Raw genomic sequence first — 24,707 nt, 5'->3', positions numbered from 1 at the left:
ACTTAAAAATGATTACAGCCAATGCCCTGATATGCGGCAAAAAAAGCATAGCTGGCTGTTATCAAAATAATGTCAGTTGGCTATATAAGGCGGTATAGCTAAACGACTTAATTTTGATCACATTATTTAAATGAGCTATTCAATTGATTTTAGACGTAAAGTGATATCTACACGGGAAGAAGAAGGGTTGAGTATCCGAGAAACAGCGAAGCAATTTCGGATTGGCCCTGCCTCTGTATCGCGTTGGATTAATCAAATAGCGTCAAAAGCATCGACCACGCGTCAGCGAAAGAGCGATAAATCCGAGTTGATAAAAGATGTTGAACCATATCCAGATACTTACCAAAAAGAACGTGCAAAGCGTTTTGGCGTTTGTCAGAAGGCCATTTGGCAAGCTCTTAAAAAGCTGGGATTGACCTATAAAAAAACGCTACGTCATCCGAAAGCCGACGAAAGCGCCCGGCAAGCATTTCAACAAAAAATACAACAGTATGAAAAAGAAGTCAAACCTATTGTTTTTATTGATGAAAGTGGTTTTCCACACGATACCCCACGGACTCACGGCTGTTCCCCAAAAGGTCAACGTTGTTTTGGGCTGAAGAACGGGGGAGCCAAGGGAAGAACAAATGTTATCGGCGCGTTATTAGGCACAACGCTGTTTGCTATCGGATTATTTGATATCAATATTAACAGCGATGTTTTCTATTCCTGGGTCACACAAGTCCTTATCGCAGTACTCCCTAAAAACAGGGTAATCGTGATGGACAATGCAACTTTTCACAAAAAACATAATATTCAACAAGTCATCATCGATGCAGGGTATATGGGGCTTTGTTGAATAATAGTGAGTCATGCTGTTTTGTCAGCCAGTTTTGGTAGAAAATGCTTGTCACCTCAGGTTTACAGTTTTCTTATGAGGCCTAACTGCATGATTTTGCGTTGCGAGGATCTGTCGTTTCACCGGGGGTGCAGCATAAAATATGTTTATTCAACAAAGCCGGTATATGGTGGAGTATTTGCCTACATATTCGCCAGATTTTAACCCCATTGAGCATAAATGGGCACAAGCAAAAAGCAAAAAAAGAGAGAGTGGTTGCGATACAGAGATTTTGTTCTCAGTCCATATGATGTAATCAAAATTAAGTCGCTTAGCTGTATCATTCGCGTCTGTAAGGGATTATTTTTCCGTCGCCAGTGCGCGTGCTAATAACGTGATCGGATGCTCACAAGGTTTACTGGTCGACATCTCTACCTGCCATTTGCAGGTTTCACAGTCCGTGATCACCATATCCACTCCACTCTCCTCTATTTGGCGGAACAGCGGCGCGCCAATGCCCTGCGAGGTAGTGTAATTTTCCTTTTTAAAACCGTAAGTTCCGGCGATACCGCAGCACTGGGATTCCAGCACCATCAGTTCCAGCCCGGGAATACGGCGCAATAAATCCAGTGCGTAGGACGCCCACCCCATTTTCTCCATATGGCACGGCGTGTGATAAGCCACGCGCAGCGGCAGCGGATTCAGCGGCAGCGTTTTGCCTTGTTCTAACAGGCGATACAGCTCACGTGTCACCAGCGTAATGCTATCGCGTACCGCGTGGTTATTGACCCCCAGCAAATGCGGGTATTCGTCACGCAGCGTTGCCGTACAGCTTGATGACGTCGCTACCATAGTAAGATTTTTACCCTGAACCGCGCCTTCCAGATAGCCCACGTTTTGTTGCGCCTGCTTTCTGGCCTTGGTATGAAAACCGTTAGCAATCAGCGGTACACCGCAGCACTTCTCTTTTTCCAGCAGTTGCACGCCAATCCCCATCGCATTGAAGATGCGGATCAGGTCTTTGCCCAACTGCGGATGGTTGTAATTAACGTAGCAGCCGTGGAAGTACGCGATTTGCTCGCTAAACTGTTTTTGCGCTTCGGCTTGTTGACGATACCAGCGTCGGAAAGTGCCGAACGAGTATTTAGGCAACTGACGTCGATGGTCAATTTTCAGTGCTTTATCCAGCAACTGGCGCACTGGTTTCAGCCCGGTCGCTGTGTTCACTAATGGCGCAAACGGCGTGGATACCGTTCCCATCAGGTCGGTATGACTGAGTATGGTGTCACGCAGTGAAGGACGATGCGGGTTATAGCGTGCTTTGGCGCGCTGAATGATATCGCCAATTTTGACATCCGACGGGCAGGCCACTTCGCAGCATTTGCAGTTGGTGCAATATTTCAGCGCCTCGTCATACAGCGCCGGATCTTTCAGACGCAGGCGTTCACCGTCCGGTCCGGCCTGTTTCGGCCCCGGATAAAGAGGATTCACTCGGGAAACCGGGCAGTAAGTGGTACACACCGTACACTTGATACAATTATCAAAACTGGTGTCATTGAGCAGGCTCATGCAACCTCCCCTTGCAGCAACGTATCGGCAACCGACAACGTGCTCAATAAAGATACCCCCGCGCCACAGCCCTGCGCCAGAGGATCAAACCCTGCCAATACTGCGCCAATCGCATAGACGCCGGGCACCGTGACGCCCTTGATACGCGGGCGCAGCTTCTCGTCGGTTTTCACACCGAACAGGCGATACGGCTGAGGTGCCAGTACCTGTTCCCGGCTCCAGTCGCTACGCAGCGCGGCATAGTGCACATCAAAACCAAACACCGGCTCCACAACGCGATCATACTCTGCCACCAGCCCGTTGTTAAAGAAGCTACCGCTGGCAAGCACCACCTGCTGAGCCCGCAACGGGATATCGACATGATTACGGGTATAAAGCGCCTTTTCTGTTGCTCCCAAGACGGCACGCTCGACTTTATCGCCCGGCATCACCATGCCGCCCAATTGGCGGAAACGGCGCACCATCGCCTGATGCAAGCGAACCCCTGGTAACGACGGCGGAAGTGTCGGCAATAGACTGACAGGTTTGCCCAAGGCACTTTGCAGCATAGCCACGGCATCCGGCGTATCCAGTCCCAGGCAAGCCGGTAAAATGACGACATCGTGATGAGCGCTCAGCCGCGTCAATTCCGCCAGCAATGCGCTGGCGTTTTCCGGCAGATCCAGCACGCGAGCGATATTTACCGCACGGAACTCGCTGGGGTTACCGCGCAGACGATCCAACGCGGGTAGATGTAAATCGGCACTCTTTGCCGCAATGCCCTGAGCTTGCAGCGCATCAGCCACGATAGAGGCCTGGAAATCCAGAAAGCCTTCAATGCCCACAATCAGCGGAGCGCGCCATGCCAGCGGTTTGCCCTGTTCCCGCGTGACAATTTCCGGTGGACTCAGCCAGCACGGGCGATATTTTCCGAGCGGCGTCAAACGCAGGTGGTTTTGTTGATGGCTGCCCGTCATGGTCGCGCCACAGCGCGCCAATAAGGCTTCGGCTTCTGGCACCCAACGGCGTACAGCGGCCTCACCCATCAGCGAATAGGGATGCTCGGGAGCCTGACTTGCCAGCGCTGACAGCGCCTCAAGGGGATGGTGAACCGGCTCACCATCTGGCAGAAAGGACAGCAGATCCAGCGATCCCGAAGAGAAATGCAAGGCGCTTTGTCCTGAGCTGACAATGGCGCAGTGTTTTCCTTGCTCCGTCAAACGAATACCGCAGGTGAGCCCGGCTAACCCGCCACCGATAATGACGACGTCATACCGCATGTTGTTCCTCCTGCTGATCCTCAATACTCAGCCCACACAAGCCCTGATACACCCAACTGGTGAATTCGCTTTCACGCAACGCGTTACCCCATGCGATGGGGCGAACGCCTTTCCAGCGCTCATTTAAAAACTGACTTAACTGCGCCAACGCTTGTGGCGGTGTCGATTGCCCAAGCTTGCACAGTAATCCGGCGGCACGGCACGCACAGAGCTCGCCTTGGCAGGTTCCCATCCCGACACGGGTACGCCGCCGCAGATCAATCAGGTTGTTAACCTTGAGTGCTTCCACGGCATAGCGAACTTCCCCCGCCGTCACCGCTTCGCATTCGCACACCAGACTGCTGTCGGCATACTCGCCAGACAGCACGCGCGTGGCGCGATCGCCGTGGCGGTAAATCGCGGACCCGCGCAGCGGTGCAGAAAATACGCGCGTGCCAGACGTTGCGGCAGCAGGTTGTTGCGTAGACGCGCTGGAGGAGCCCGGAAGTGGTCGTTCCGCTGTGGTGCAGCGCGCACTGTGCCTCAGCTTTTCACACACCTTGTCGGTGACCCACTCCGCCATCAGGCGGTACGTCATTAATTTGCCGCCAGTAATGGTGACAAACCCTTCCAACCCGTCGCGACCGGCATGGTCAAGCAGCACGATGCCGCGACTTACGCTGCGCCCGCTCGGATCATTGTCGCTTGCCACCAGCGGACGCACGCCCGCGTAGGCGCGCAAAATGCGCGTTTGGGCCATCATCGGCGCCAGCTTCGCCCCTTCACGCATTAGGATCTCTACCTCTTGCGGCGTGACGGACATGTTGTCTATCTGGTCATAGTCCACGCGGGTTGAGGTGGTACCGATCAGAGAAATGGTGTCACCCGGCACCAAAATGTCGGCATCGGCAGGCTTACGGCAGCGGTTGATCACCATATTGTTGATACGGTGGTCGAGAATCAGCAATGCGCCTTTGGCAGGGAACATACGCACGCGCAAATCTGCATATTCGGCAATGCGCTGTCCCCAGATGCCAGCGGCGTTAATCACCACCTGCGCATAGAGATCGAGAGTACGTTGTTGTTTATGGTCGAAAACGCGCATGCCGGTGACACGATCGCCCTGACGTATCAGTTCCAGTACTTCGTGGTAGGTCAATACTTCCGCCCCGTGTTCGCAGGCATCCATCATATTGGCGGTGGTGAGTCGGAACGGATCAACGGTGCCATCCGGCACCCGCACCGCGCCAATCAACTGCGGGTTAGCGGCAGGCTCGAGGCGCAGCGCTTCCTGCGGATCAATCGCCTGCGCATTGATACCCGCCTGCTGACAGGCCGCGATAAACTGGGATTGATAAGCCAGATCGTCTTCAGGCAGTGTCAGGAACAGGCCATCGGTTGGCTCCACGCAATGCCGAGCGATGCGGCGTAAAATCTGGTTTTCTTCAATACATTCGCGCGCGGATTCACTGTCAGTTACCGCATAGCGCGAACCGCTGTGCAGCAACCCGTGGTTACGCCCGGTCGCGCCTGTCACGATGTCGAAGCGCTCCAGTAGCAAGCAACGCAGTCCCCTGAGTGCTAGGTCACGCAAGGTTCCCGCGCCAGTCGCGCCGCCGCCAATCACGATAACGTCGGTTTCGCGGTAGGCTGTGCTGTTTTCCATGATGGTGTCACCTTTCCGGATCTTCATTAAGGGTATTCAGACACAGAAAAGAAAAGAAATGATTGATAAAGAGCAAATTCGAGCAAAAAGCGAAAATAACGAACCGGATATGTAACCGTTTCGTGATAAAAGTCACACCAAAATGAGGTCTATCGGGGGGCATTTTGTTAAGTAAAGCACAATAATTGAACGACCGTCATAAAAATGTAACATTTTAGCGGTGGCTCACATTGAACCCCTGCGCCATTTCGCTACCATACGCGCGATTTAGCACAAAATAATTATCGCTTTTAAGCGAATTGGAGAACGTTATGCTGGAGCCTGTACACGAGATTGTGTAATTGCCTGATTTTGATATAGCCAAGCGACATTATTTTGATAACAATTAGCTGTATTTTTTGCCACATATTAGGGTATTGGCTGTAATCATTTTTAAGTCGGTTGGCTATATGTTCAATCCAACATCAAAAGCAGGTTACTTTATGGACGAAAAACAGTTACAGGCTCTGGCTAACGAGCTGGCCAAAAATCTCAAAACCCCTGACGCTCTCAACCCGTTTGATCGCCTGCTGAAAAAGATTAGCTTTGAAGCTGCCCTTAATGCTGAAATGACCCATCACCTCGGGCATGAGAAGCACCAGTCCAAATCTGGAACTAACACGCGCAATAGCTATAGCCAACCGACTTAAAAATGATTACAGCCAATACCCTAATATGTGGCAAAAAATACAGCTAATTGTTATCAAAATAATGTCGCTTGGCTATACTCCACAAAGACTGTTACCACCGGCGATGGTCCACTGGAACTGCGTACACCACGTGATCGTGATGGTTCCTTTGAACCGCAGCTGGTGAAGAAGAACCAGACCCGGCTCTCCGGGATGGATAACCAGATTTTATCGTTGTATGCCAAAGGGATGACCACCCGCGAAATTGCCGCTGCGTTCAAAGAACTGTATGACGCGGATGTCTCATCCGCCCTGGTATCGAAGGTCACCGATGCCGTTATGGAGCAGGTTGTTGAATGGCAAAATCGCCCCCTGGATGCGGTTTATCCCATTGTTTACCTTGACTGTATCGTTCTGAAAGTCCGGCAGGACAGCCGCGTTATCAATAAGTCTGTGTTCCTGGCGCTGGGTATCAATATCGAAGGCCAGAAAGAGCTACTGGGGATGTGGCTGGCCGAAAATGAAGGCGCAAAGTTCTGGATGAACGTGCTGACAGAACTGAAAAACCGTGCCCTGACCGACATCCTCATTGGCTGTGTGGACGGCCTGAAAGGGTTCCCGGATGCCATCAACACGGTCTACCCGGAAGCCCGCATCCAGTTGTGCATCGTGCACATGGTGCGCAACAGTCTGCGCTTCGTTGCCTGGAAGGATTATAAGGCAGTAACACGCGACCTCATAAGTGTATCAGGCTCCAACCGAAGAGGCCACGCTTCAGGTGCTGGAGGCGTTCGGTGGGACATGAGATCACCGCTATCCGCAGATAAGCCGGAGCTGGCAGTCAAACTGGGCCAACCTGTCGACATTCTTCTCGTACCCGCAGGAACTTCGCAAGGTAATCTACACGACGAACGCTATAGAATCACTGAACAGCGTGCTCCGGCATGCAATCAAGAAACGCAAGGTGTTCCCGACTGATGACTCGGTGAAGAAGGTCGTATGGCTGGCAATCCAGGCGGCATCACAGAAATGGACGATGCCCTTACAGGACTGGCGTATGGCAATGAGTCGCTTTATTATCGAGTTCGGTGACCGCCTTGACGGTCACTTCTGAGGAAAGGCATTTACACAAAATCTTAAACAGGCTCCAATTGAGCATAAATGGGCACAAGCAAAAAGCAAAAAAAGAGAGAGTGGTTGCGATACAGAGATTTTGTTCTCAGTCCATATGGTGTAATCAAAATTAAGTCGCTTGGCTATATACACCCATCCATCACATAACGCCTCCCTCTCCCTCTGACCATAGGTATCTACACATCATAAAGGGTTAAAAACCACCATAGCTAAGTGGGCAAGTTCTTCCGGGGTATAGTCTGCTAATAACGTCAAGGTATTTAGCAGGATGGATAGTCCGGCAAGCAGCGCTGGGGCGCTTTCTTTACGCCCTCGTTTTTGTTGTTGTCCGGATAATCGGCAAATTAACTGACGGGCTGCCGCATTGTCGTCTCCTTCAGCGCGTTGCAGCCGCCATACCAGCACACATGCCATGCTAGCTATCAATAACCTGCGTAGCAGGGCACCAGCACTGCGCTCAAGCCATTTTTCTACATCATGACCGGCACCTTTCAGCAGCTTAAAAAAGGATTCAATACCCCAGCGCCAGTAATACCAGCGAGCGACTTCCGCGCTGGTGATCTCGTTGCTAACGTTTGTGAGCAGCGTCCAGCGTCCGATAAATTGTATTAGTCGCGACTAGATCTGACACTGGACCTTGAAAGGTTGAGAGTTACCGGTTTTGATATGGGTGTCTAATCCTTAAACAAAACGCGAGGTAACTCTCATGCTTCATACTAACAATCCCATTATCAAACACAAAGCCGGCCTGCTCAATCTCGCCGAAGAACTCAGTATAGCCAACCGACTTAAAAATGATTACAGCCAATGCCCTGATATGTGGCAAAAAAATACAGCTAATTGTTATCAAAATAATGTCGCTTGGCTATAACGTATCAAAAGCCTGCAAGATCATGGGCGTGTCACGCGATACATTTTACCGTTATCAGGAACTGGCTGCTGAAGGCGGCATTGATGCGCTGCTTAACCAGAACCGCCGGGTTCCGAACCTGAAGAACCGCGCCGACGAAGCCACTAAACGCGCGGTTGTTGATTATGCTATTGAGTTCCCGCCCCATGGGCAGCACCGGACCAGTAATGAGCTGCGTAAAAAAGGCGTATTTATCTCCGGCAGCGGCGTGCACTCCATCTGGCAACGACACGACCTGGAGAACTTCCGTAAACGCCTGAAGGCGCTTGAGGAAAAGGTCGCCAGAGAAGGCATTGTCCTTACCGACGCTCAAATCGCAGCCCTGGAGAAGAAGGCGCACGATGATGAGGCCTGCGGTGAAATCGAGACAGCACATCCCGGGTATCTGGGCTCGCAGGACACCTTCTACGTGGGCAATCTGAAGGGGGTGGGCCGTATCTACCAGCAGACGTTCGTGGATACGTACTCGAAAGTGGCGCACTGCAAGCTGTATACGAATAAAACACCGCTCACCGCCGCCGACCTGCTCAATGATAGCGTACTCCCGTTCTACGAGGCTCAGGGACTGCCGGTGCTGAGAATACTGACCGACAGGGGTACGGAGTACTGTGGTAAAGTGGAGCAGCATGATTATCAGCTTTATCTGGCTATCAACGATATCGAGCATACGAAAACGAAGGCGACGTCTCCGCAGACGAACGGCATCTGCGAGCGCTTCCATAAAACCATTTTGCAGGATTTTTATCAGGTTACGTTCGGCAAGAAGTTATATGGAGACCTGGAAAGCCTGCAGGTAGATCTGGACAACTGGTTGTGGCATTACAATAATGAGAGAACTCATCAGGGAAAAATGTGCTGCGGGCGTACGCCGATGGCCACTTTACTCGATGGAAAACGGATCTGGGCAGAAAAGAATCTGAACCAGATGTAATCTGACAGACACCTGTATAAATAATCGGTAACTGTCAGATCAGGTCTGAGCTAGTACAGATAAATTTACCGTGAGTATCGGTAAGGCGAACCACAACTAATCTGAGTGTCAGAGCTACGCCTGGCTGAACTTTCACTCGCCGTCCGGTGCTCTTGTCTTTCCGCTTCGGTTTTGCTGTTCGCGTTATGATCACGGATGTTTCCCCGATCTCCATATTGGCTTTTTTCCCTTTCCAGCCAACCTGTCCGTTTGCGATAAATGGCAGATCGTCTGCAATTTCACCAATTTTACGGGTGTCACCGCCCCACTCGGCCCGATGCCCTTCCTTTCCCCGGATAAGCCAACATATTCCCTGGGAGCTTAATGTGCGCATATGCCCGATAAAGTCACCTTCACGGTCAATGAGATGAACTAACTTCTTCCCGGTATCAAGAGACTCAACGTGGGCGATATCAGCCCTCAAAGCATCCATATGAGTCAGACTCTCAGACAAGCCCTCGGTTAGCGTTGAACGACAACCCGCCCTATCGGTTAGAGTTTGAGACAGGGGCGCTATTGGTAAACCATTTGCAGCATCAACCAGTAGGCGGGTTTGTAGTTCATAACCGACGTCGCCACCATGCGTCATTTTCAAACGTTCTTCTTTCCCATTGTGGGTACGAAACTGTAAATGAGACCAGTCGTGAACGACGAGAGCGTATGGATGCGGGCTAAGTGCAACCTGCCGGAGAGCCAGCGAAATAATCGGTTCATTGAGCTGACTGAAGCTAATACGTTCATTATTAAAAAAACGCCAACCGGCCTGAGTAGTGGCGAATGTTGTTTTCTGCGCGCAGGCAAGGTCTTTAACGGCTGACGCCAGTGGTGCTGGGGGAGTCATGTGTTGCTTAACCAGACGCTGATAACGCCGGTTAAGGCGGGCATCAATCCCGCCGATGGATAAGTTGAGATCATGCAGCAACGTAATAGCAGATATAGCCAAGCGACATTATTTTGATAACAATTAGCTGTATTTTTTTGCCACATATCAGGGTATTTACTGTAATTATTTTTAAGTCGTTTGGCTATATTGCAAAAGATGTGTAGATACCTATGCCCTCTGACATCAATGACGCAAATTTGATAACGCGACAGCGTTGTTTACAATAGGCAAAACTCCGCTCTCTTTTCAGGACTCTTTCCATGAATAAATCAGAAAGTCTCTACGCTGCGGCACAGCAGCTTATTCCCGGCGGCGTCAACTCGCCGGTGCGCGCGTTCAACGGCGTCGGCGGCGTGCCGTTGTTTATCGAGCGGGCGGAAGGATCACATCTCTACGATGCGGACGGTAACGCTCATATCGATTATGTCGGTTCCTGGGGCCCCATGGTGCTCGGGCATAACCATCCCGCCATTCGTCAGGCGGTGATCGTCGCCGCAGAGCGCGGATTAAGTTTTGGTGCACCAACTGAAATGGAAGTGCACATGGCGCGCTTGGTGACCTCGCTGGTGCCGTCGATGGATATGGTGCGCATGGTGAATTCCGGTACCGAAGCGACCATGAGCGCCATTCGTCTGGCGCGCGGCTTCACGGGCCGTGACAAAATCATCAAGTTTGAGGGCTGCTATCACGGCCACGCGGACTGCCTACTGGTCAAAGCGGGCTCGGGCGCATTGACACTGGGCCAGACTAATTCCCCTGGCGTACCCGCTGATTTCGCCCGTCATACCCTGACCTGCATCTATAATGATGTGGATTCAGTCCGTCAGGCTTTCGAGCAATACCCTGATGACATTGCAGCGATTATCGTTGAGCCAGTGGCTGGCAACATGAACTGTATTCCGCCACTGCCTGAGTTTCTGCCGGGCTTACGTGCACTGTGCGATGAATTCGGCGCGCTGCTGATCATCGATGAAGTGATGACAGGCTTTCGCGTAGCACTAGGCGGCGCACAGGCGCACTACGGCGTAGTGCCCGACCTGACCTGTCTGGGTAAAATCATTGGTGGCGGTATGCCAGTAGGCGCTTTTGGTGGACGACGTGATGTGATGCAAGCGCTGGCCCCAACTGGCCCGGTGTATCAGGCGGGGACGCTGTCCGGTAACCCGATTGCCATGGCAGCGGGTTTTGCCTGCCTGAGCGAAGTGGCTAAACCCGGGGTGCACGACACCCTCACCGCATTGACCACACAGTTGGCACAGGGGCTGGAAGCAGCGGCCAAAGCGCAGCATATTCCTTTGGTGGTGAATCACGTGGGCGGCATGTTCGGTCTGTTTTTCACCGATGCACCGAGCGTAACCTGCTATCAGGATGTAACGCAGTGCGACGTGGAGCGCTTTAAGCGTTTCTTCCACCTGATGCTGGCCGAAGGCGTTTATCTGGCTCCATCAGCGTTTGAAGCGGGCTTTATGTCACTGGCGCACAGCCAGCAGGATATTGAGCACACCATCGCGGCAGCACGCCGCTGTTTTGCCCAATTGTAATCGACGCCAAGAGAAACGCCCCAATCGTGCGATCGGGGCGTTTGCGCATCAGAAGTTGTAATTCACACTCATGGACACGCTGCGCGGCGCGCCATAGGCATAGCTGTCACTAAGCGCGCTGTAATATAGCCAGGCGACTTAATTTTGATTACACCATATGGACTGAGAACAAAATCTCTGTATCACAACCACTCTCTCTTTTTTTGCTTTTTTTTTGTGCCCATTTATGCTCAATTGGGTTAAGTGTATTAGTCGCGACTAATACAGATAAGGACTTGTGTGACCCAGGAATAGAAAACATCGCTGTTAATATTGATATCAAATAATCCGATAGCAAACAGCGTTGTGCCTAATAAAGCGCCGATAACATTTGTTCTTCCCTTGGCTCCCCCGTTCTTCAGACCAAAACACCGTTGACCTTTTGGGGAATAGCCGTGAGTCCGTGGGGTATCGTGTGGAAAACCACTTTCATCAATAAAAACAACAGGTTTACCTTCTTTTTCATACTGTTGTATTTTTTGTTGAAATGCTTGCCGGGCGCTTTCGTCGGCTTTCGGATGACGTAGAGTTTTTTTATAGGTCAATCCCAGCTTTTTAAGAGCTTGCCAAATGGCCTTCTGACAAACGCCAAAACGCTCTGCACGTTCTTTTTGGTAAGCATCTGGATATGGTTCAACATCTTTTATCAACTCGGATTTATCGCTCTTTCGCTGACGCGTGGTCGATGCTTTTGACGCTTTGTTGAATAAATAGATATTATACTGCACAGCCATAAAGGCTGCGGATTCCATTAACGTAAAATCAGTATGTTACACCAAGATCTTGGTGGTGCTCCCGGTGTGACCAGCATTTTTGCCCAAAACAAGCATGCCAGAACAGCATGACTCACTATTATTCAACAAAGCCGCTATTTGATTAATCCAACGCGATACAGAGGCAGGGCCAATCCGAAATTGCTTCGCTGTTTCTCGGATACTCAACCCTTCTTCTTCCCGTGTAGATATCACTTTACGTCTAAAATCAATTGAATAGCTCATTTAAATAATGTAATCAAAATTAAGTCGTTTAACTATATTAGGTAATGAGAATCATGGTGATAATGGTTTGCATTTAATGTATAAATAGGATTTACCTGTTGGCAAGGTTTTCACTGCCAACAGGTCGTTAATGGGCTTGCTTACGCAGCAGATAAATAAAGTAAGGCGCACCGATAAAGGTCGCCAGCAGATCAGCAGGCACCTGATTAGGAAACAGGATCATGCGGCCCGCCCAATCGGCCAACAGCATCAATATGCCGCCAATTCAGTGCGGAACAGCAAAGTTGAGGGATCACGCGGGAGAACCCCATCATGCGCGCCAGATGGGGAGCCATCAGCCCGACAAAGCTAAGCGGTCCCACCGTCAGGGTTGCCATAGCGGTCAACACTGATGCCAACAGCAAAATCAGCAAGCGCACAGGCGTGATAGCGACGCCTAATGACTGGGCGGTCACGCTGCCCAACGGCAAAATGCGCAGCCAACGTTGGCACAAGGGCACCATTAGCGCCAACACCAGTGCCACACCCGCAGTGTTGATCGCCTGTTCAGATTCAACGGCGTATGTCGATCCAGAAATCCAGGTGATTACACCGCTCATACGTGGATCACCACTCGCAAGCAGCAGCGTAAGCACGGTGGAAAATGCGGTGCTCAGAGCAATCCCCGCCAATAGCATGCGCTGGGTGGAAAACCCACCGCGACTGGCAATGGTGATCATCACCAGCAGTTTCAACGCCGCACCCGCGCTGCCCGCTAGCAGCTGCCATGCGCTGGCGTCTCCCGGTATCAGGAACAGCAACAGAATAACCCCGGTCGCGGCATCCGCGCTGATACCTATAGCCAATCGACATTATTTTGATAACAGCCAGCTATGCTTTTTTGCCGCATATCAGGGCATCTGTTGTGATCATTTTTAAGTCGGTTGGCTATAACACTTCCGGGCTGCCCATCGGGTTAGCCGTCAGTTTCTGGATCAGTGTGCCCGCCATCGCCTCACCGTAGCTCCATTGCCAGCCTTGTGCACCTTTACCCAGCATCAGCGCTATTGCCAAAGCGCCCAGCAACAGCATTATCCCTGCCAGCTGCCCCAGCGGGGGGCCACGGCGTTAATCTCTCCGGCTTTCGCCAACGCAGGCTGGTGCGTGGGGCGTAAGCGCGGCAGCAGCCACAGCACGGTTTGATCGATCAATCCCAGCAGCAACGCCCCTACAATGGCGCCAGCCAGAGCCGTTGCCACAAGCGACGAGCGCCCAGCATGCGGGCCAGCAACGGGGCAAACAGGCCAACAAAGCCGATAATTCCCGCCACGTTCACCAGCTGAGCGTTGAGGAAAATCGCGACACCGAGCGTGGTTAAGCGCGCCAGCACTAGGACTAAGCCCAGATTACTTGCCACGCCATCGTCCACTCCCAACAGCGTTATAGCCAAACGACTTAAAAATGATTACAGCCAATGCCCTAGTATGTGGAAAAAAAATACAGCTAATTGTTATCAAAATAATGTCGCTTGGCTATAACCCCCAGCGCCAGCAGCAGTTCAGCAGGCAACCACTCGAGCGCCACGATGCGCCGCAGGTCTTGCGGTGCCTCGGTTTTTGCCTAGGCAGAGAAGCACAGGGGGAAAGCAACAACGCCGTCAGCACGCGACGGCGATCGTCATTGATACGATGGGATAACAAAGTCATCTTTAGCACACAAAGCTGACTGGCGCACCGCCGCCAGGATGCGGCAGGATCCCCATCGAAATGCCGTACACCGCTTCAAGCACCTGCGGCGTCATGATGGCATCCGGTGTCCCCTGCGCAATCATTTCTCCACCGCGCAATGCCACCAGATAATCACAGTAGCGTGCCGCCATATTGATATCGTGCAGCACAGCGATCACCGTCACCCCCTGCTCACTGCTCATGCGTTGGATCAGGGCCAGTACCTCAACCTGATGCGCAATGTCTAACGCTGACGTCGGCTCATCCAGCAGCAGACAGCGGCTGTCCTGCGCCACCGTCATTGCCAGCCAGGCGCGTTGACGCTCACCACCAAACGGTGAGCGAACGGCTTCAGCCCCACGACGGCGATAGCGTTTTCCACCTTTTCGCGATCGGTACTGCCAAAGCGCCCCGTGCCACGGGTAACGTCCGAGCGCAACCAGCTCACGCACCGTCATACCTTCCGCGGCAGGGAGTTGTTGGGGCAGATACGCAACCTGTCTGGCAAAGGATTTGCTGTCCCAGCAGGGCAACGGCGTGTCCTTGACCGATATCACGCCGCTACTTGGCGTTTGATGACGCCCCTGCATCTTCAACAACGTTGATTTACCTGAACCGTTGTGACCAATCAATCCACACACTTTACCGATGGGAAATGTCAGAGAAAGCGAATGCAGCAGGGTGCGACTAGGCACAGCAAAGCTGACATCGTCGAGACGAAGGGTGGTATCCGGCCCATTATCAGCCCGCACCGATTCATGAGAAGAGGTGTCTGGATTTTGCATAACCGTCGTAACCCGTTGTTGCTGTTCGCTGTTTGTCAGGTATAGCCAACCGACTTAAAAATGATTACAGCCAATGCCCTGATATGTGGAAAAAAAATACAGCTAATTGTTATCAAAATAATGTCGCTTGGCTATAGCAGTGCTTTTTAGCGTGGTGCTACCGACGCAAAAGAGAACGATAATGATTATTATCAAGAGCGGGAATGATAGGCGTAACAAGATCCCTCTCGCAAGAGTTTTAATCCCAAAAAACACAACGCCCCGGCACAGATCGCGTTGGGGCGTTGTTCATCAGCGTAAACGGCGTGGTTACTGACCAAACATCTCTTTGATCCAATCAGCGACACCGCTGTCGTTTTGCTGTGCGGGCACTTGTTGCTGCTGTTGTGCGCTCTGGCACAGCGCTTGCGGGTTTTCCGTCCACACCGGCAATGCCCGGCCTGCGCTGCCATTACAGATAAACTGGCCGCCACTATCGACAGTCATAGTTGCGATGCCTTCCGGCGGTGTCAGCATCAGCGCCAGCGGCGTCTGGTTTTCCAGATAGCGGCGATACAGCGTTAACGCACCGTTGGCACCGGTCAGTTTTGCCGGACCGTTGTTATCGCGCCCTACCCAGGTGATCGCCACTTCTTTGCCATCAACACCGGCAAACCAGCTGTCGCGCAGATCGTTGGTGGTCCCGGTTTTCGCCGCCAGATGGTAATTGGGGAACTTCACCGCCAATGAGCGTGAAGTTCCGCGCTCAACCACCTGCTGCATGCCATACAGCGTCAGGTACGCAGCCTGAGCCGGCACCGCGCGTTCAGCCTGCGGGAAGCTTTGATACAGCACGCTACCGTCTTCCGCGATCACCGAACGCAGCGCCGACAAGGGCGCGCGATTACCGCCGCTGGCGATGGTTTGATACTTCTGCGCCACTTCCATCGGTGTCAGGCTGATGGCCCCCAGCAGCATGGCAGGCACCGGTTGGATCACCTCTTTCTGGATACCCAAACGTTGCAGCGTATTGCTGATCTGCTCCAGCCCAACCGTCATCCCCAAATTGACCGTCGGCACGTTCAGCGAGTTGGCTAATGCATCCACCAACATCACGCGTCCACGGAACTGGCGATCGTAGTTGTTCGGCTGCCACACCTGCCCGTTCGGCTGCTTGAGCAAGAGTGGTTCATCCGCCAACCAGGTATTGAGACGGAAGGTGTCAGGCTGACTCAATGCGGTCAGGTAGGTCGGCGGTTTTGCCAGTGAACCCACAGGACGACGCGCCTGCATGGCACGGTTAAAACCGGCGTATTTGGTTTGAGCCCCACCCACCATGGCGCGAATTTCACCACTAAAACGATCGACAACCACCATGGCAGATTCCAGATCGCTAACGTTGCGTGCCGCACGCAGCGCAGGAATCCCCTCTTCCACCGCTTTTTCAGCCGCATCCTGCGACACCGGATCCAGCGTGGTGAAAATCTTCACGCCGGAAAGATCTTTTACCTTATCCCCCAGTCGCTGCTGCAACTCCTGACGCACCAGTTGCATAAAGGCAGGTTGCGGTGTGATCACGCCTCCTTTCGGCTGCACCCCTAACGGGCGGGCGCTCAGCATGTTGTAGAGATCTTCATCAATAATCTGCTGGTTTTGCAGCAAACGCAGCACCAGATTACGGCGTTCTAATGTCAGTTGCGGATTACGCCACGGGTTATACAGCGAAGCGCCTTTTACCATACCGACCAACAATGCCTGCTGATCGAGACTCAGTTCATTAACAGGACGACCGAAGTAATAAAGGCTGGCAAGCGGGAAACCACGAATCTGATCGTTGCCGCTCTGGCCGAGATACACTTCGTTCAGGTACAGCTCAAGAATGCGATCTTTGCTGTAGCGGTAATCCATGATCAACGCCATGTAGGCTTCGTTCGCTTTACGCCACAAGGAGCGTTCATTGGTAAGAAACAGGTTTTTCACCAGCTGCTGCGTCAGGGTACTCCCGCCCTGCACCGAGCGGCCAGCCGTGATGTTCGCCAGAAAAGCACGGCCAATAGACAGGAAGCTGATGCCGTCATGCTGGTAAAAATGGCGGTCTTCAGTCGCGACCAGCGTATCAACCAGTAAATCCGGGAAACCGGAGCGCTGCACGAACAGCCGCTGCTCCCCGTTAGGGGATTGCATCATGGTGATCAGGCGCGGATCGAGACGAAAGAAACCAAAGTTACGTTGGTTCTCCAAGTTTTGGATCTGAGCCAGACGATCGTTGGTAAAGATCAGTCGGGCATTGATCTGCCCTTCCTTACCATCGGGGAAATCGAACGGGCGACGAAGTATATCAATGGTATTACCACGCACGCTGAATTCGCCCGGCCGGGTGATACGCGATACCTGACGGTATTGCATCCCTTCCAGCAGGTTTATCATCTCTTTCTGGCTGTAGGACATGCCCGGTTCGAGGTTCACCATGCGGCCATAAACGGCCGCAGGCAGCTGCCACACTTTGCCTTCGATTCGGCTGCGAATCTGGCTGTCAAGATAGACGCCATACAGCGCAAGCACCACGGCGAAGACCAGCGACAGCTTAATGAACAACCCAAGCCAGCGTCTTTTTTTACGCGGTTTTTTGCTCATCTCGTCCTCGTCGTCTTCTTCATCAATGTCATCCTGATAGACGTCATCCTCTTCTTCATAGTCATCCCTTCGACTACGACGCCGGGTCGCCTGAGCGCGCGGCGGTTTTCGTCCTGACGCTCTTCCTTTGCGTCCGATAGGTTCACGATCGTCCTGTGACATTGCGGTTACTTCTCCGTCAGGTTAATGACAATAACAGCACCACTATAGACGTAGGCGCTGACTGTCGTCACTTACTCTGTTATTCCGCCCGGTTTCAGAAAAGCAGAACCGTCTGAAATACGTTGCAATAACGTATCAGGGAGTCTGGTATTTCTTCGTGCGCCGCGTCGGCGCAGTATTGGCAGGATCGTCCGGCCATACGTGTTTGGGATAACGCCCTTTCATCTCTTTTTGCACCTCACGGTATGCGCCTTGCCAGAAGGCGGCCAGATTGCGCGTGATCTGCAAAGGTCGATGCGCCGGAGAGAGCAGTTCCAACACCACGGCAACGCGCCCTTCTGCCACTGTGGGGTTCTGCCGCTCACCAAACATCTCCTGCATACGCACCGCGAGCGCCGGCGGCTGATCGTAATGATAGCGCAACGGCAGATGGCTGCCGCCCGGTGCGGTGTAATGGCGCGGCAGCGCGCTTTCCAGCCGCTGTCGCAGTGTACGCACATCGCGCACGCCGTGCAGCGACGGCAACAACCAAGTATCCAACTTTGCCAGCAGAGCCTCATCGTCCACGGCGGGCCAGTCGCCCTCGGCAAGCCAACGCTGCGCGCAAGCCACGCGTATCCGCAGCTGTTCCGCGTCGTTTTGCAAGTTGAGCGCAGCCAGACCCTGCTCGCGCACCCAGTTGAGCAGCGCCTGCTGCATCGCCTCATCAGAGGGTTTATTCAGCGGCTGGTAACGCAACGTCAGGCAGCCAATGCACTCACGTCGACTGGCGCGCAGGGTACCTTTTTCTTCATCTCAGTGCACGATGTTCTGTTCTGATATAGCCAAGCGACTTAATTTTGATTACACCATATGGACTGAGAACAAAATCTCTGTATCGCAACCACTCTCTCTTTTTTTGCTTTTTGCTTGTGCCCATTTATGCTCAATGGGGTTAAGATCTGGCGAATATGTAGGCAAATACTCCACCATATACCCTGCATCGATGATGACTTGTTGAATATTATGTTTTTTGTGAAAAGTTGCATTGTCCATCACGATTACCCTGTTTTTAGGGAGTACTGGGATAAGGACTTGTGTGACCCAGGAATAGAAAACATCGCTGTTAATATTGATATCAAATAATCCGATAGCAAACAGCGTTGTGCCTAATAACGCGCCGATAACATTTGTTCTTCCCTTGGCTCCCCCGTTCTTCAGCCCAAAACACCGTTGACCTTTTGGGGAATAGCCGTGAGTCCGTGGGGTATCATCTGGAAAACCACTTTCATCAATAAAAACAATAGGTTTACCTTCTTTTTCATACTGTTGTATTTTTTGTTGAAATGCTTGCCGGGCGCTTCTGTCGGCTTTCGGATGACGTAGAGTTTTTTTATAGGTCAATCCCAGCTTTTTAAGAGCTTGCCAAATGGCCTTCTGACAAACGCCAAAACGCTCTGCACGTTCTTTTTGGTAAGCATCTGGATATGGTTCAACATCTTTTATCAACTCGGATTTATCGCTCTTTCGCTGACGCGTGGTCGATGCTTTTGACGCTATTTGATTAATCCAACGCGATACAGAGGCAGGGCCAATCCGAAATTGCTTCGCTGTTTCCCGGATACTCAACCCTTCTTCTTCCCGTGTAGATATCACTTTACGTCTAAAATCAATTGAATAGCTCATTTAAATAATATAATCAAAATTAAGTCGTTTAGCTATTTAGCTATATAGCCAAGCGACATTATTTTGATAACAATTAGCTGTATTTTTTTGCCACATATCAGGGCATTGGCTGTAATCATTTTTAAGTCGGTTGACTATATGACGCGGATGTCTCACCCGCCCTGGTATCGAAGGTCACCGATGCCGTTATGGAGCAGGTTGTTGAATGGCAAAATCGCCCCCTGGATGCGGTTTATCCCATTGTTTACCTTGACTGTATCGTTCTGAAAGTCCGGCAGGACAGCCGCGTTATCAATAAGTCTGTGTTCCTGGCGCTGGGTATCAATATCGAAGGCCAGAAAGAGCTACTGGGGATGTGGCTGGCCGAAAATGAAGGCGCAAAGTTCTGGCTGAACGTGCTGACAGAACTGAAAAACCGTGGCCTGACCGACATCCTCATTGGCTGTGTGGACGGCCTGAAAGGGTTCCCGGATGGCATCAACACGGTCTACCCGGAAGCCCGCATCCAGTTGTGCATCGTGCACATGGCGCGCAACAGTCTGCGCTTCGTTGCCTGGAAGGACGATAAGGCGGTAACACGCGACCTCAAAGCAGTGTATCAGGCTCCAACCGAAGAGGCCGCGCTTCAGGCGCTGGAGACGTTCGGTGGGACATGGGATCACCGCTATCCGGCATGTAATCAAGAAACGCAAGGTGTTCCCGACTGATGACTCGGTGAAGAAGGTCGTATGGCTGGCAATCCAGGCGGCATCACAGAAATGGACGATGCCCTTACAGGACTGGCGTATGGCAATGAGTCGCTTTATTATCGAGTTCGGTGACCGCCTTGACGGTCACTTCTGAGGAAAGGCATTTACACAAAATCTTAAACAGGCTCCAATTGAGCATAAATGGGCACAAGCAAAAAGCAAAAAAAGAGAGAGTGGTTGCGATACAGAGATTTTGTTCTCAGTCCATATGGTGTAATCAAAATTAAGTCGCTTGGCTATACAGTGTGGTACTCCACCTCAGATAACCTCAAGCGTAAATACGCGCACAGCTGGGAACTTACAGAAACCGCGCAGGGGCATTGGATTTGTGTCAATACGCTGCGCGCCAATCATCTGGTGTATGAAGCGCTGCTGACGCAACGCATTCCTGAGTTGGCCGGCTACCGCCAAATCACCCCCGAAGTGAAATACGGCACGGAGAACAGCCGCATTGACCTGCTATTACAGGCACCGGGGCAGATTAACTGATATATTGAGGTGAAGTCAGTTACATTATTGCAACAAACGCCGTTGTATATGTCGCCTCACTAGGGATTTTTTCCCGATGCCGTGACGCAGCGCGGGCAAAAACACCTGCGCGAATTGATGCAGGTGGCTGAAAACGGCGAACATGCAGTGCTGTTTTTCGCGGTGCTGCACTCTGGCATCGCCGAAGTTGCGCCTGCACAGCACATCGATGCCCGTTATGCAGAATTATTTTGCGAAGCACGGCAAAAGGGGGTTGAAATTTTTTGCTATGCCACCACATTATGCCCTGACGGTATTACGCTCACGTACCCGTTGCCGTTAACCGTAACGCGATAAAGACGGTAGGTGCCTTTACCTGTTGTTTATTATCGGATGTGACGACGAGGTTCCTGGCACCTTATCAGGCCTGTGACAGGAATTATTGCCAACCCCAGTTCCATCTGCTATTTATAGCGGCCTGTTTTTCTCCCCCCTTAGGGATCGATAGTGCGTGTCGTGTTATGTAGGAGAAGCAACATGCAAGAAGAGCAAAACCGTAAGACATCTTCTCTGAGCATTCTCGCAATTGCCGGAGTGGAGCCCTACCAGGAAAAGCCGGGCGAAGAGTACATGAACGACGCCCAATTGGCTCATTTCAAGCGTATTCTTGAAGCATGGCGCAATCAACTCAGGGATGAAGTGGATCGCACTGTTTCCCATATGCGCGATGAAGCAGCCAACTTCCCGGATCCGGTCGATCGCGCCGCACAGGAAGAGGAGTTCAGTCTGGAACTGCGTAACCGCGATCGGGAACGAAAGTTGATCAAAAAGATTTCCAAAACACTACAGAAAATCGAAGACGAGGACTTCGGCTACTGTGATTCTTGTGGTGTTGAAATTGGTATCCGTCGCTTGGAAGCACGTCCTACCGCCGATTTATGCATTGACTGCAAAACGCTGGCGGAAATCCGCGAGAAACAGATGGCGGGATAATCCCACAGTAGGGCGGAAAAGCTGTTCCGCTTTACGTTTTTGCCGTAGCGTCATCTCCCGGCACCGAATGCATAGGTATCTACACAAGTCTAAAAATGGCTTATAAATTAGGAAGTTATTAAAAACAGCATGAAATAGTAACTAACTGTTTTTAAAGGAGTTTTTAGGCTTGTGTAGATACCTATGCACCGAATGCGGGAGTGACGTGCAGGCATTGTTCACCCGTATGCCTGACAACCATCGTTATACCGGCCGTTTTGCCCCATCGCCTTCCGGCGATCTTCATTTTGGTTCCCTGATCGCAGCATTAGGCAGCTACCTACAGGCACGCGCCCATCGTGGCCGATGGCTGGTGCGCATTGAAGACATCGATCCGCCGCGCGAAGTGGCCGGCGCGGCAAGCCGCATTCTTTCACAGCTGGAACACTACGGTTTGCTGTGGGATGGCCCAGTGCTTTATCAGTCCCAACGGCATGCGCGTTATCTGGACGTGCTGGCCACACTGAAAGCGCGCCACCAGTGCTACTACTGCGATTGCACGCGCCAACGCATTCATTCACTGGGCGGGCAGTATGATGGCCATTGCCGTACGCGCCAACTGGGCCCTACTCACGCCGCCCTTCGTTTGCGCCAAGACAACCCGGTGTTGCACTTTCACGACAGGTTGCGTGGAGAGCTATATGCCGATCCGGCGCTGGCACAGGAAGATTTTATCATTCACCGCCGCGATGGATTATTCGCCTATAATCTTGCCGTTGTGGTGGATGACCACGATCAAGGGGTAACGGAAATCGTGCGCGGCGCAGACCTGATCGCCCCCACCGTCCGGCAGATCGCGCTCTATCAACAGCTAGGTTATCCGGTACCGGATTACATCCATTTACCGCTAGCGCTCAACGCGCAGGGAAATAAGCTTTCCAAGCAGAACCACACACCAGCGCTACCGGATGGCGATCCGCGCCCGGTACTGTTAAGCGCGCTGCGCTTTCTTAATCAGCCGGTGCCGGAGCAGTGGCAGGACATGGCGTTGCCGCGCCTTTTACAATGGGCCATTAGCCATTGGTCGCTCGCATCAATTCCGTTAATCGGGGTGGCTGAGGCAACATCGGCATTCTCAAAGGTGGCGCGGTGAGCTATGATTAGCCGCTATTTTTTGTTGTACCGTTATTTTTTCATCACTATCGAGGTGTACCATCTTTACCCGAGTCGCTAATTTCTGTCGCAAGGTACTCAGCCGCGACAATGACGTGGCCACCGCGGAGCCCGTGCGTCAGGCTATGGCCGTGATTCCGTGCGACCAGCATAACCTTTCGCACAGTGATATCAGCGAAAATGCGCTGAAGGTACTCTATCGCCTGAACAAATCGGGCTATGAAGCTTATCTGGTTGGCGGCGGCGTAAGAGATCTGCTGCTAGGGAAAAAGCCAAAAGATTTTGATATCACCACCAATGCGACGCCGGAGCAGGTACGTAAACTATTTCGCAATTGCCGCTTGGTTGGCCGCCGTTTCCGCCTCGCTCACGTGATGTTTGGCCCTGAAGTGATCGAAGTCGCGACCTTTCGCGGCCATCACGAGCAACATCAGGAGCAGCAGCTAAAAACCACTTCGCAGCAGGCACAGAACGGCATGCTGTTACGCGATAATATTTTTGGCAGCATTGAAGAAGATGCGCAACGCCGCGATTTTTCCATTAACAGCCTCTATTACAGCGTCGCCGATTTCAGCGTGCGTGATTACACCGGCGGATTAAACGATCTGCGTCAGGGCGTGATCCGGTTGATTGGCGATCCCGAAACCCGCTATCGGGAAGATCCGGTACGCATGCTGCGCGCCGTGCGCTTCGCCGCCAAACTGAACATGACCATCAGCCCGGAAACCGCCGAGCCGATTCCACGTCTGGCGACATTGCTGCACGATATCCCCGCCGCACGCCTGTTTGAGGAATCTCTGAAGCTGTTGCAAGCTGGCTACGGTTACCCGACGTACCGTTTGCTGTGCGAATACCAACTGTTTCAGCCACTGTTCCCGCTGATCAGCCGCCACTTCACGCCTAACAGCGATAGCCATTTGGAAAAAATGGTGGAGCTGGTGTTAAAGAATACCGACCAGAGGTTGCAAAATGACATGCGCGTTAATCCGGCGTTTCTGTTTGCCGCCATGCTGTGGTACCCGTTGATCGAGCATGCACAGAAACTGGCACAGGAGAGTGGATTAACCTACTTCGACTCCTTCGCCCTTGCCATGAACGACATTTTGGACGAACAGTGCCGTTCTCTTGCCATTCCCAAACGTACCACCTCGTTAGTGCGTGATATCTGGCAGCTGCAGTTGCGCCTGTCACGGCGTCAGGGCAAACGCGCCTACAAGCTGATGGAGCATCCGAAATTCCGCGCTGCCTACGATTTGTTGTGCCTGCGTGCCGAAATTGAGCGTCAGCCAGAGCTGCAACGTCTCTCTCAATGGTGGGGTGAATTCCAAGTCGCCACGCTGCCGCGCCAGCAAGCCATGCTCAGCACGCTGGATGATGACCCTACGCCACATCGCCACTCTCGACGCCGTAAGCCGAGTGCGCCGCGCAGAGAAAGAACCTCGTGACACGCGTTTATCTGGCGCTGGGTAGCAACCTGGCGCATCCACTACAACAGGTTAACTCCGCGCTGGCCGCGCTGGACAACCTGCCGCACACCCGCGTGCAGTGCTGCTCACCGTTTTATCGCAGCCGTCCATTGGGCCCACAAGATCAACCCGATTATCTCAATGCGGTGGTGGCATTGGACACCATGCTCGCGCCGGAAATTCTGCTCGACCACACCCAAGCCATTGAACAGCAGCATGGCCGCGAGCGCAAAGCGCACCGCTGGGGGCCGCGCACGCTGGATCTGGATATTCTGCTGTATGGCAATGAAACCCTGCACACCGCGCGTTTAACCGTTCCTCACTACGACATGAAAAACCGGGAATTCATACTGTATCCGCTGGCCGATATCGCCCCGGATTTGCACTTTCCTGACGGTGAAGCACTGGCATTGCGCCTGTCCGCCGTGCCACGCAATGGCATGACGCTGTGGGAGGAGCAAGGCTGATATCACCCAAGTCGCATTTCCCCCCTTCAACGGCTATGCCTTAAGGCA

At 52.3% G+C, this 24,707-nt stretch carries 19 protein-coding genes and 6 pseudogenes; 12 read left to right on the top strand and 13 right to left on the bottom strand.

The features are described 5' to 3' along the window. Positions 1–130 precede the first annotated feature (130 nt). A complete protein-coding gene (locus ACD630_RS20735) occupies positions 131–838 on the top strand; it encodes an IS630 family transposase (protein WP_430360500.1) in 708 nt (235 codons plus the stop codon). Between the two features lie 166 nt (positions 839–1,004). Next, entirely contained in the window at positions 1,005–1,133 is a 129-nt protein-coding gene (locus ACD630_RS20730; RefSeq protein ID WP_430360499.1) for a transposase, read from the top strand. A 44-nt stretch (positions 1,134–1,177) separates the two neighbouring features. Here the strand turns inward: ACD630_RS20730 and glpC are convergent, their stop codons facing one another. The 3 genes from glpC to glpA are packed head-to-tail and all read right to left on the bottom strand — an operon-like array spanning position 1,178 to position 5,290. Beyond that, a complete protein-coding gene (gene glpC / locus ACD630_RS20725) occupies positions 1,178–2,386 on the bottom strand; it encodes an anaerobic glycerol-3-phosphate dehydrogenase subunit GlpC (RefSeq protein WP_430360498.1) in 1,209 nt (402 codons plus the stop codon). Further along, complete coding sequence (gene glpB, locus ACD630_RS20720; protein ID WP_430360497.1) at positions 2,383–3,645, bottom strand: glycerol-3-phosphate dehydrogenase subunit GlpB; 1,263 nt, start codon at positions 3,643–3,645, stop codon at positions 2,383–2,385. The genes glpC and glpB overlap by 4 nt, the downstream gene beginning before the upstream one ends. Continuing rightward, on the bottom strand, positions 3,635–5,290 hold the full coding sequence (gene glpA / locus ACD630_RS20715; RefSeq protein ID WP_430361223.1) for an anaerobic glycerol-3-phosphate dehydrogenase subunit A: 1,656 nt from the start codon (positions 5,288–5,290) through the stop codon (positions 3,635–3,637). The genes glpB and glpA overlap by 11 nt, the downstream gene beginning before the upstream one ends. Before the next feature lie 482 nt (positions 5,291–5,772). On the opposite strand from glpA, the pseudogene ACD630_RS20710 reads away from it, so the two are divergent. Then, positions 5,773–7,072 (top strand): annotated as a pseudogene (locus tag ACD630_RS20710) (IS256 family transposase). 203 nt (positions 7,073–7,275) lie between these two features. Here ACD630_RS20710 and ACD630_RS20705 read toward each other — a convergent pair. Then, entirely contained in the window at positions 7,276–7,506 is a 231-nt protein-coding gene (locus ACD630_RS20705; RefSeq protein WP_430360496.1) for a hypothetical protein, read from the bottom strand. Between the two features lie 292 nt (positions 7,507–7,798). On the opposite strand from ACD630_RS20705, the pseudogene ACD630_RS20700 reads away from it, so the two are divergent. Next, positions 7,799–8,933: pseudogene (locus tag ACD630_RS20700) on the top strand (IS481 family transposase). A gap of 34 nt (positions 8,934–8,967) precedes the next feature. Here the strand turns inward: ACD630_RS20700 and ACD630_RS20695 are convergent. Beyond that, entirely contained in the window at positions 8,968–9,894 is a 927-nt protein-coding gene (locus ACD630_RS20695) for a hypothetical protein (RefSeq protein WP_430360495.1), read from the bottom strand. Positions 9,895–10,115: 221 nt separating this feature from the next. Between ACD630_RS20695 and hemL the strand changes: the two genes are divergently transcribed. Next, on the top strand, positions 10,116–11,396 hold the full coding sequence (hemL, locus tag ACD630_RS20690; RefSeq protein WP_430360494.1) for a glutamate-1-semialdehyde 2,1-aminomutase: 1,281 nt from the start codon (positions 10,116–10,118) through the stop codon (positions 11,394–11,396). 148 nt (positions 11,397–11,544) lie between these two features. Here the strand turns inward: hemL and ACD630_RS20685 are convergent, their stop codons facing one another. The 4 genes and pseudogenes from ACD630_RS20685 to ACD630_RS20670 all read right to left on the bottom strand — a co-directional run. Beyond that, the gene (locus tag ACD630_RS20685) at positions 11,545–11,697 is read right to left on the bottom strand and encodes a hypothetical protein (RefSeq protein WP_430360493.1); all 153 of its coding nucleotides are present in this window, start codon (positions 11,695–11,697) and stop codon (positions 11,545–11,547) included. Beyond that, entirely contained in the window at positions 11,645–12,169 is a 525-nt protein-coding gene (locus ACD630_RS20680) for an IS630 transposase-related protein (protein ID WP_430360492.1), read from the bottom strand. The genes ACD630_RS20685 and ACD630_RS20680 overlap by 53 nt, the downstream gene beginning before the upstream one ends. Before the next feature lie 36 nt (positions 12,170–12,205). Beyond that, on the bottom strand, positions 12,206–12,433 hold the full coding sequence (locus tag ACD630_RS20675) for an IS630 transposase-related protein (RefSeq protein ID WP_430360491.1): 228 nt from the start codon (positions 12,431–12,433) through the stop codon (positions 12,206–12,208). Between the two features lie 127 nt (positions 12,434–12,560). Continuing rightward, positions 12,561–13,856, bottom strand: a pseudogene (locus ACD630_RS20670) (iron ABC transporter permease); the annotation flags it as partial. Positions 13,857–13,873: 17 nt separating this feature from the next. Here ACD630_RS20670 and ACD630_RS20665 point away from each other — a divergent pair. Next, positions 13,874–14,137: a hypothetical protein gene (locus tag ACD630_RS20665; RefSeq protein ID WP_430361318.1), complete on the top strand. Its 264-nt coding sequence runs from the start codon at positions 13,874–13,876 to the stop codon at positions 14,135–14,137. On the opposite strand, the gene ACD630_RS20660 is transcribed toward ACD630_RS20665, so the two are convergent. The 4 genes and pseudogenes from ACD630_RS20660 to ACD630_RS20645 all read right to left on the bottom strand — a co-directional run bounded on the left by ACD630_RS20660 (position 14,121) and on the right by ACD630_RS20645 (position 19,364). Continuing rightward, entirely contained in the window at positions 14,121–14,924 is an 804-nt protein-coding gene (locus tag ACD630_RS20660; RefSeq protein WP_430360490.1) for an ATP-binding cassette domain-containing protein, read from the bottom strand. The two genes, ACD630_RS20665 and ACD630_RS20660, sit on opposite strands and share 17 nt — an antisense overlap. A gap of 309 nt (positions 14,925–15,233) precedes the next feature. Further along, positions 15,234–17,699, bottom strand: a complete 2,466-nt coding sequence (mrcB, locus tag ACD630_RS20655) for a bifunctional glycosyl transferase/transpeptidase (RefSeq protein ID WP_430360489.1) — start codon at positions 17,697–17,699, stop codon at positions 15,234–15,236. A 135-nt stretch (positions 17,700–17,834) separates the two neighbouring features. After that, positions 17,835–18,521: pseudogene (locus tag ACD630_RS20650) on the bottom strand (ATP-dependent helicase C-terminal domain-containing protein); the annotation flags it as partial. A 21-nt stretch (positions 18,522–18,542) separates the two neighbouring features. Beyond that, a complete protein-coding gene (locus ACD630_RS20645) occupies positions 18,543–19,364 on the bottom strand; it encodes an IS630 family transposase (protein ID WP_430360488.1) in 822 nt (273 codons plus the stop codon). Between the two features lie 134 nt (positions 19,365–19,498). Here ACD630_RS20645 and ACD630_RS20640 point away from each other — a divergent pair. The 6 genes and pseudogenes from ACD630_RS20640 to folK form a co-directional block, all read left to right on the top strand. Next, positions 19,499–20,207: pseudogene (locus tag ACD630_RS20640) on the top strand (IS256 family transposase); the annotation flags it as partial. Between the two features lie 140 nt (positions 20,208–20,347). Next, positions 20,348–20,938: pseudogene (gene sfsA / locus ACD630_RS20635) on the top strand (DNA/RNA nuclease SfsA); the annotation flags it as partial. A gap of 180 nt (positions 20,939–21,118) precedes the next feature. Next, positions 21,119–21,574: an RNA polymerase-binding protein DksA gene (gene dksA, locus ACD630_RS20630; RefSeq protein WP_196905643.1), complete on the top strand. Its 456-nt coding sequence runs from the start codon at positions 21,119–21,121 to the stop codon at positions 21,572–21,574. A 226-nt stretch (positions 21,575–21,800) separates the two neighbouring features. Further along, entirely contained in the window at positions 21,801–22,706 is a 906-nt protein-coding gene (gluQRS, locus tag ACD630_RS20625) for a tRNA glutamyl-Q(34) synthetase GluQRS (protein ID WP_430360487.1), read from the top strand. 61 nt (positions 22,707–22,767) lie between these two features. Next, positions 22,768–24,171, top strand: a complete 1,404-nt coding sequence (gene pcnB, locus ACD630_RS20620) for a polynucleotide adenylyltransferase PcnB (protein WP_430361222.1) — start codon at positions 22,768–22,770, stop codon at positions 24,169–24,171. Then, positions 24,168–24,659, top strand: a complete 492-nt coding sequence (gene folK / locus ACD630_RS20615) for a 2-amino-4-hydroxy-6-hydroxymethyldihydropteridine diphosphokinase (protein ID WP_430360486.1) — start codon at positions 24,168–24,170, stop codon at positions 24,657–24,659. Before pcnB ends, folK begins: the two co-directional genes overlap by 4 nt. The last annotated feature ends 48 nt before the right edge of the window (positions 24,660–24,707 follow it).

The sequence above is a fragment of the Symbiopectobacterium sp. RP genome (genome assembly GCF_050472005.1).
Taxonomy (GTDB): domain Bacteria; phylum Pseudomonadota; class Gammaproteobacteria; order Enterobacterales; family Enterobacteriaceae; genus Symbiopectobacterium.
Note: the sequence above shows the minus strand (reverse complement) of the source record. Positions and strands in the feature narration are given on the sequence as shown.

What these genes read in the sequence shown, in the direction of transcription:
- glpB (WP_430360497.1), bottom strand. Translation starts at nt 3,645, where the DNA reads ATGCGGTATGACGTCGTCATTATCGGTGGCGGGTTAGCCGGGCTCACC.
- mrcB (WP_430360489.1), bottom strand. Translation starts at nt 17,699, where the DNA reads ATGTCACAGGACGATCGTGAACCTATCGGACGCAAAGGAAGAGCGTCA.
- glpC (WP_430360498.1), bottom strand. Translation starts at nt 2,386, where the DNA reads ATGAGCCTGCTCAATGACACCAGTTTTGATAATTGTATCAAGTGTACG.
- gluQRS (WP_430360487.1), top strand. Translation starts at nt 21,801, where the DNA reads ATGCCTGACAACCATCGTTATACCGGCCGTTTTGCCCCATCGCCTTCC.
- ACD630_RS20680 (WP_430360492.1), bottom strand. Translation starts at nt 12,169, where the DNA reads ATGGCTGTGCAGTATAATATCTATTTATTCAACAAAGCGTCAAAAGCA.
- glpA (WP_430361223.1), bottom strand. Translation starts at nt 5,290, where the DNA reads ATGGAAAACAGCACAGCCTACCGCGAAACCGACGTTATCGTGATTGGC.
- dksA (WP_196905643.1), top strand. Translation starts at nt 21,119, where the DNA reads ATGCAAGAAGAGCAAAACCGTAAGACATCTTCTCTGAGCATTCTCGCA.
- hemL (WP_430360494.1), top strand. Translation starts at nt 10,116, where the DNA reads ATGAATAAATCAGAAAGTCTCTACGCTGCGGCACAGCAGCTTATTCCC.
- ACD630_RS20660 (WP_430360490.1), bottom strand. Translation starts at nt 14,924, where the DNA reads ATGCAAAATCCAGACACCTCTTCTCATGAATCGGTGCGGGCTGATAAT.
- ACD630_RS20685 (WP_430360493.1), bottom strand. Translation starts at nt 11,697, where the DNA reads ATGTTTTCTATTCCTGGGTCACACAAGTCCTTATCTGTATTAGTCGCG.
- ACD630_RS20730 (WP_430360499.1), top strand. Translation starts at nt 1,005, where the DNA reads ATGGTGGAGTATTTGCCTACATATTCGCCAGATTTTAACCCCATTGAG.
- ACD630_RS20735 (WP_430360500.1), top strand. Translation starts at nt 131, where the DNA reads ATGAGCTATTCAATTGATTTTAGACGTAAAGTGATATCTACACGGGAA.
- ACD630_RS20705 (WP_430360496.1), bottom strand. Translation starts at nt 7,506, where the DNA reads ATGGCATGTGTGCTGGTATGGCGGCTGCAACGCGCTGAAGGAGACGAC.
- ACD630_RS20665 (WP_430361318.1), top strand. Translation starts at nt 13,874, where the DNA reads ATGATTACAGCCAATGCCCTAGTATGTGGAAAAAAAATACAGCTAATT.
- ACD630_RS20675 (WP_430360491.1), bottom strand. Translation starts at nt 12,433, where the DNA reads ATGAGCTATTCAATTGATTTTAGACGTAAAGTGATATCTACACGGGAA.
- ACD630_RS20645 (WP_430360488.1), bottom strand. Translation starts at nt 19,364, where the DNA reads ATGAGCTATTCAATTGATTTTAGACGTAAAGTGATATCTACACGGGAA.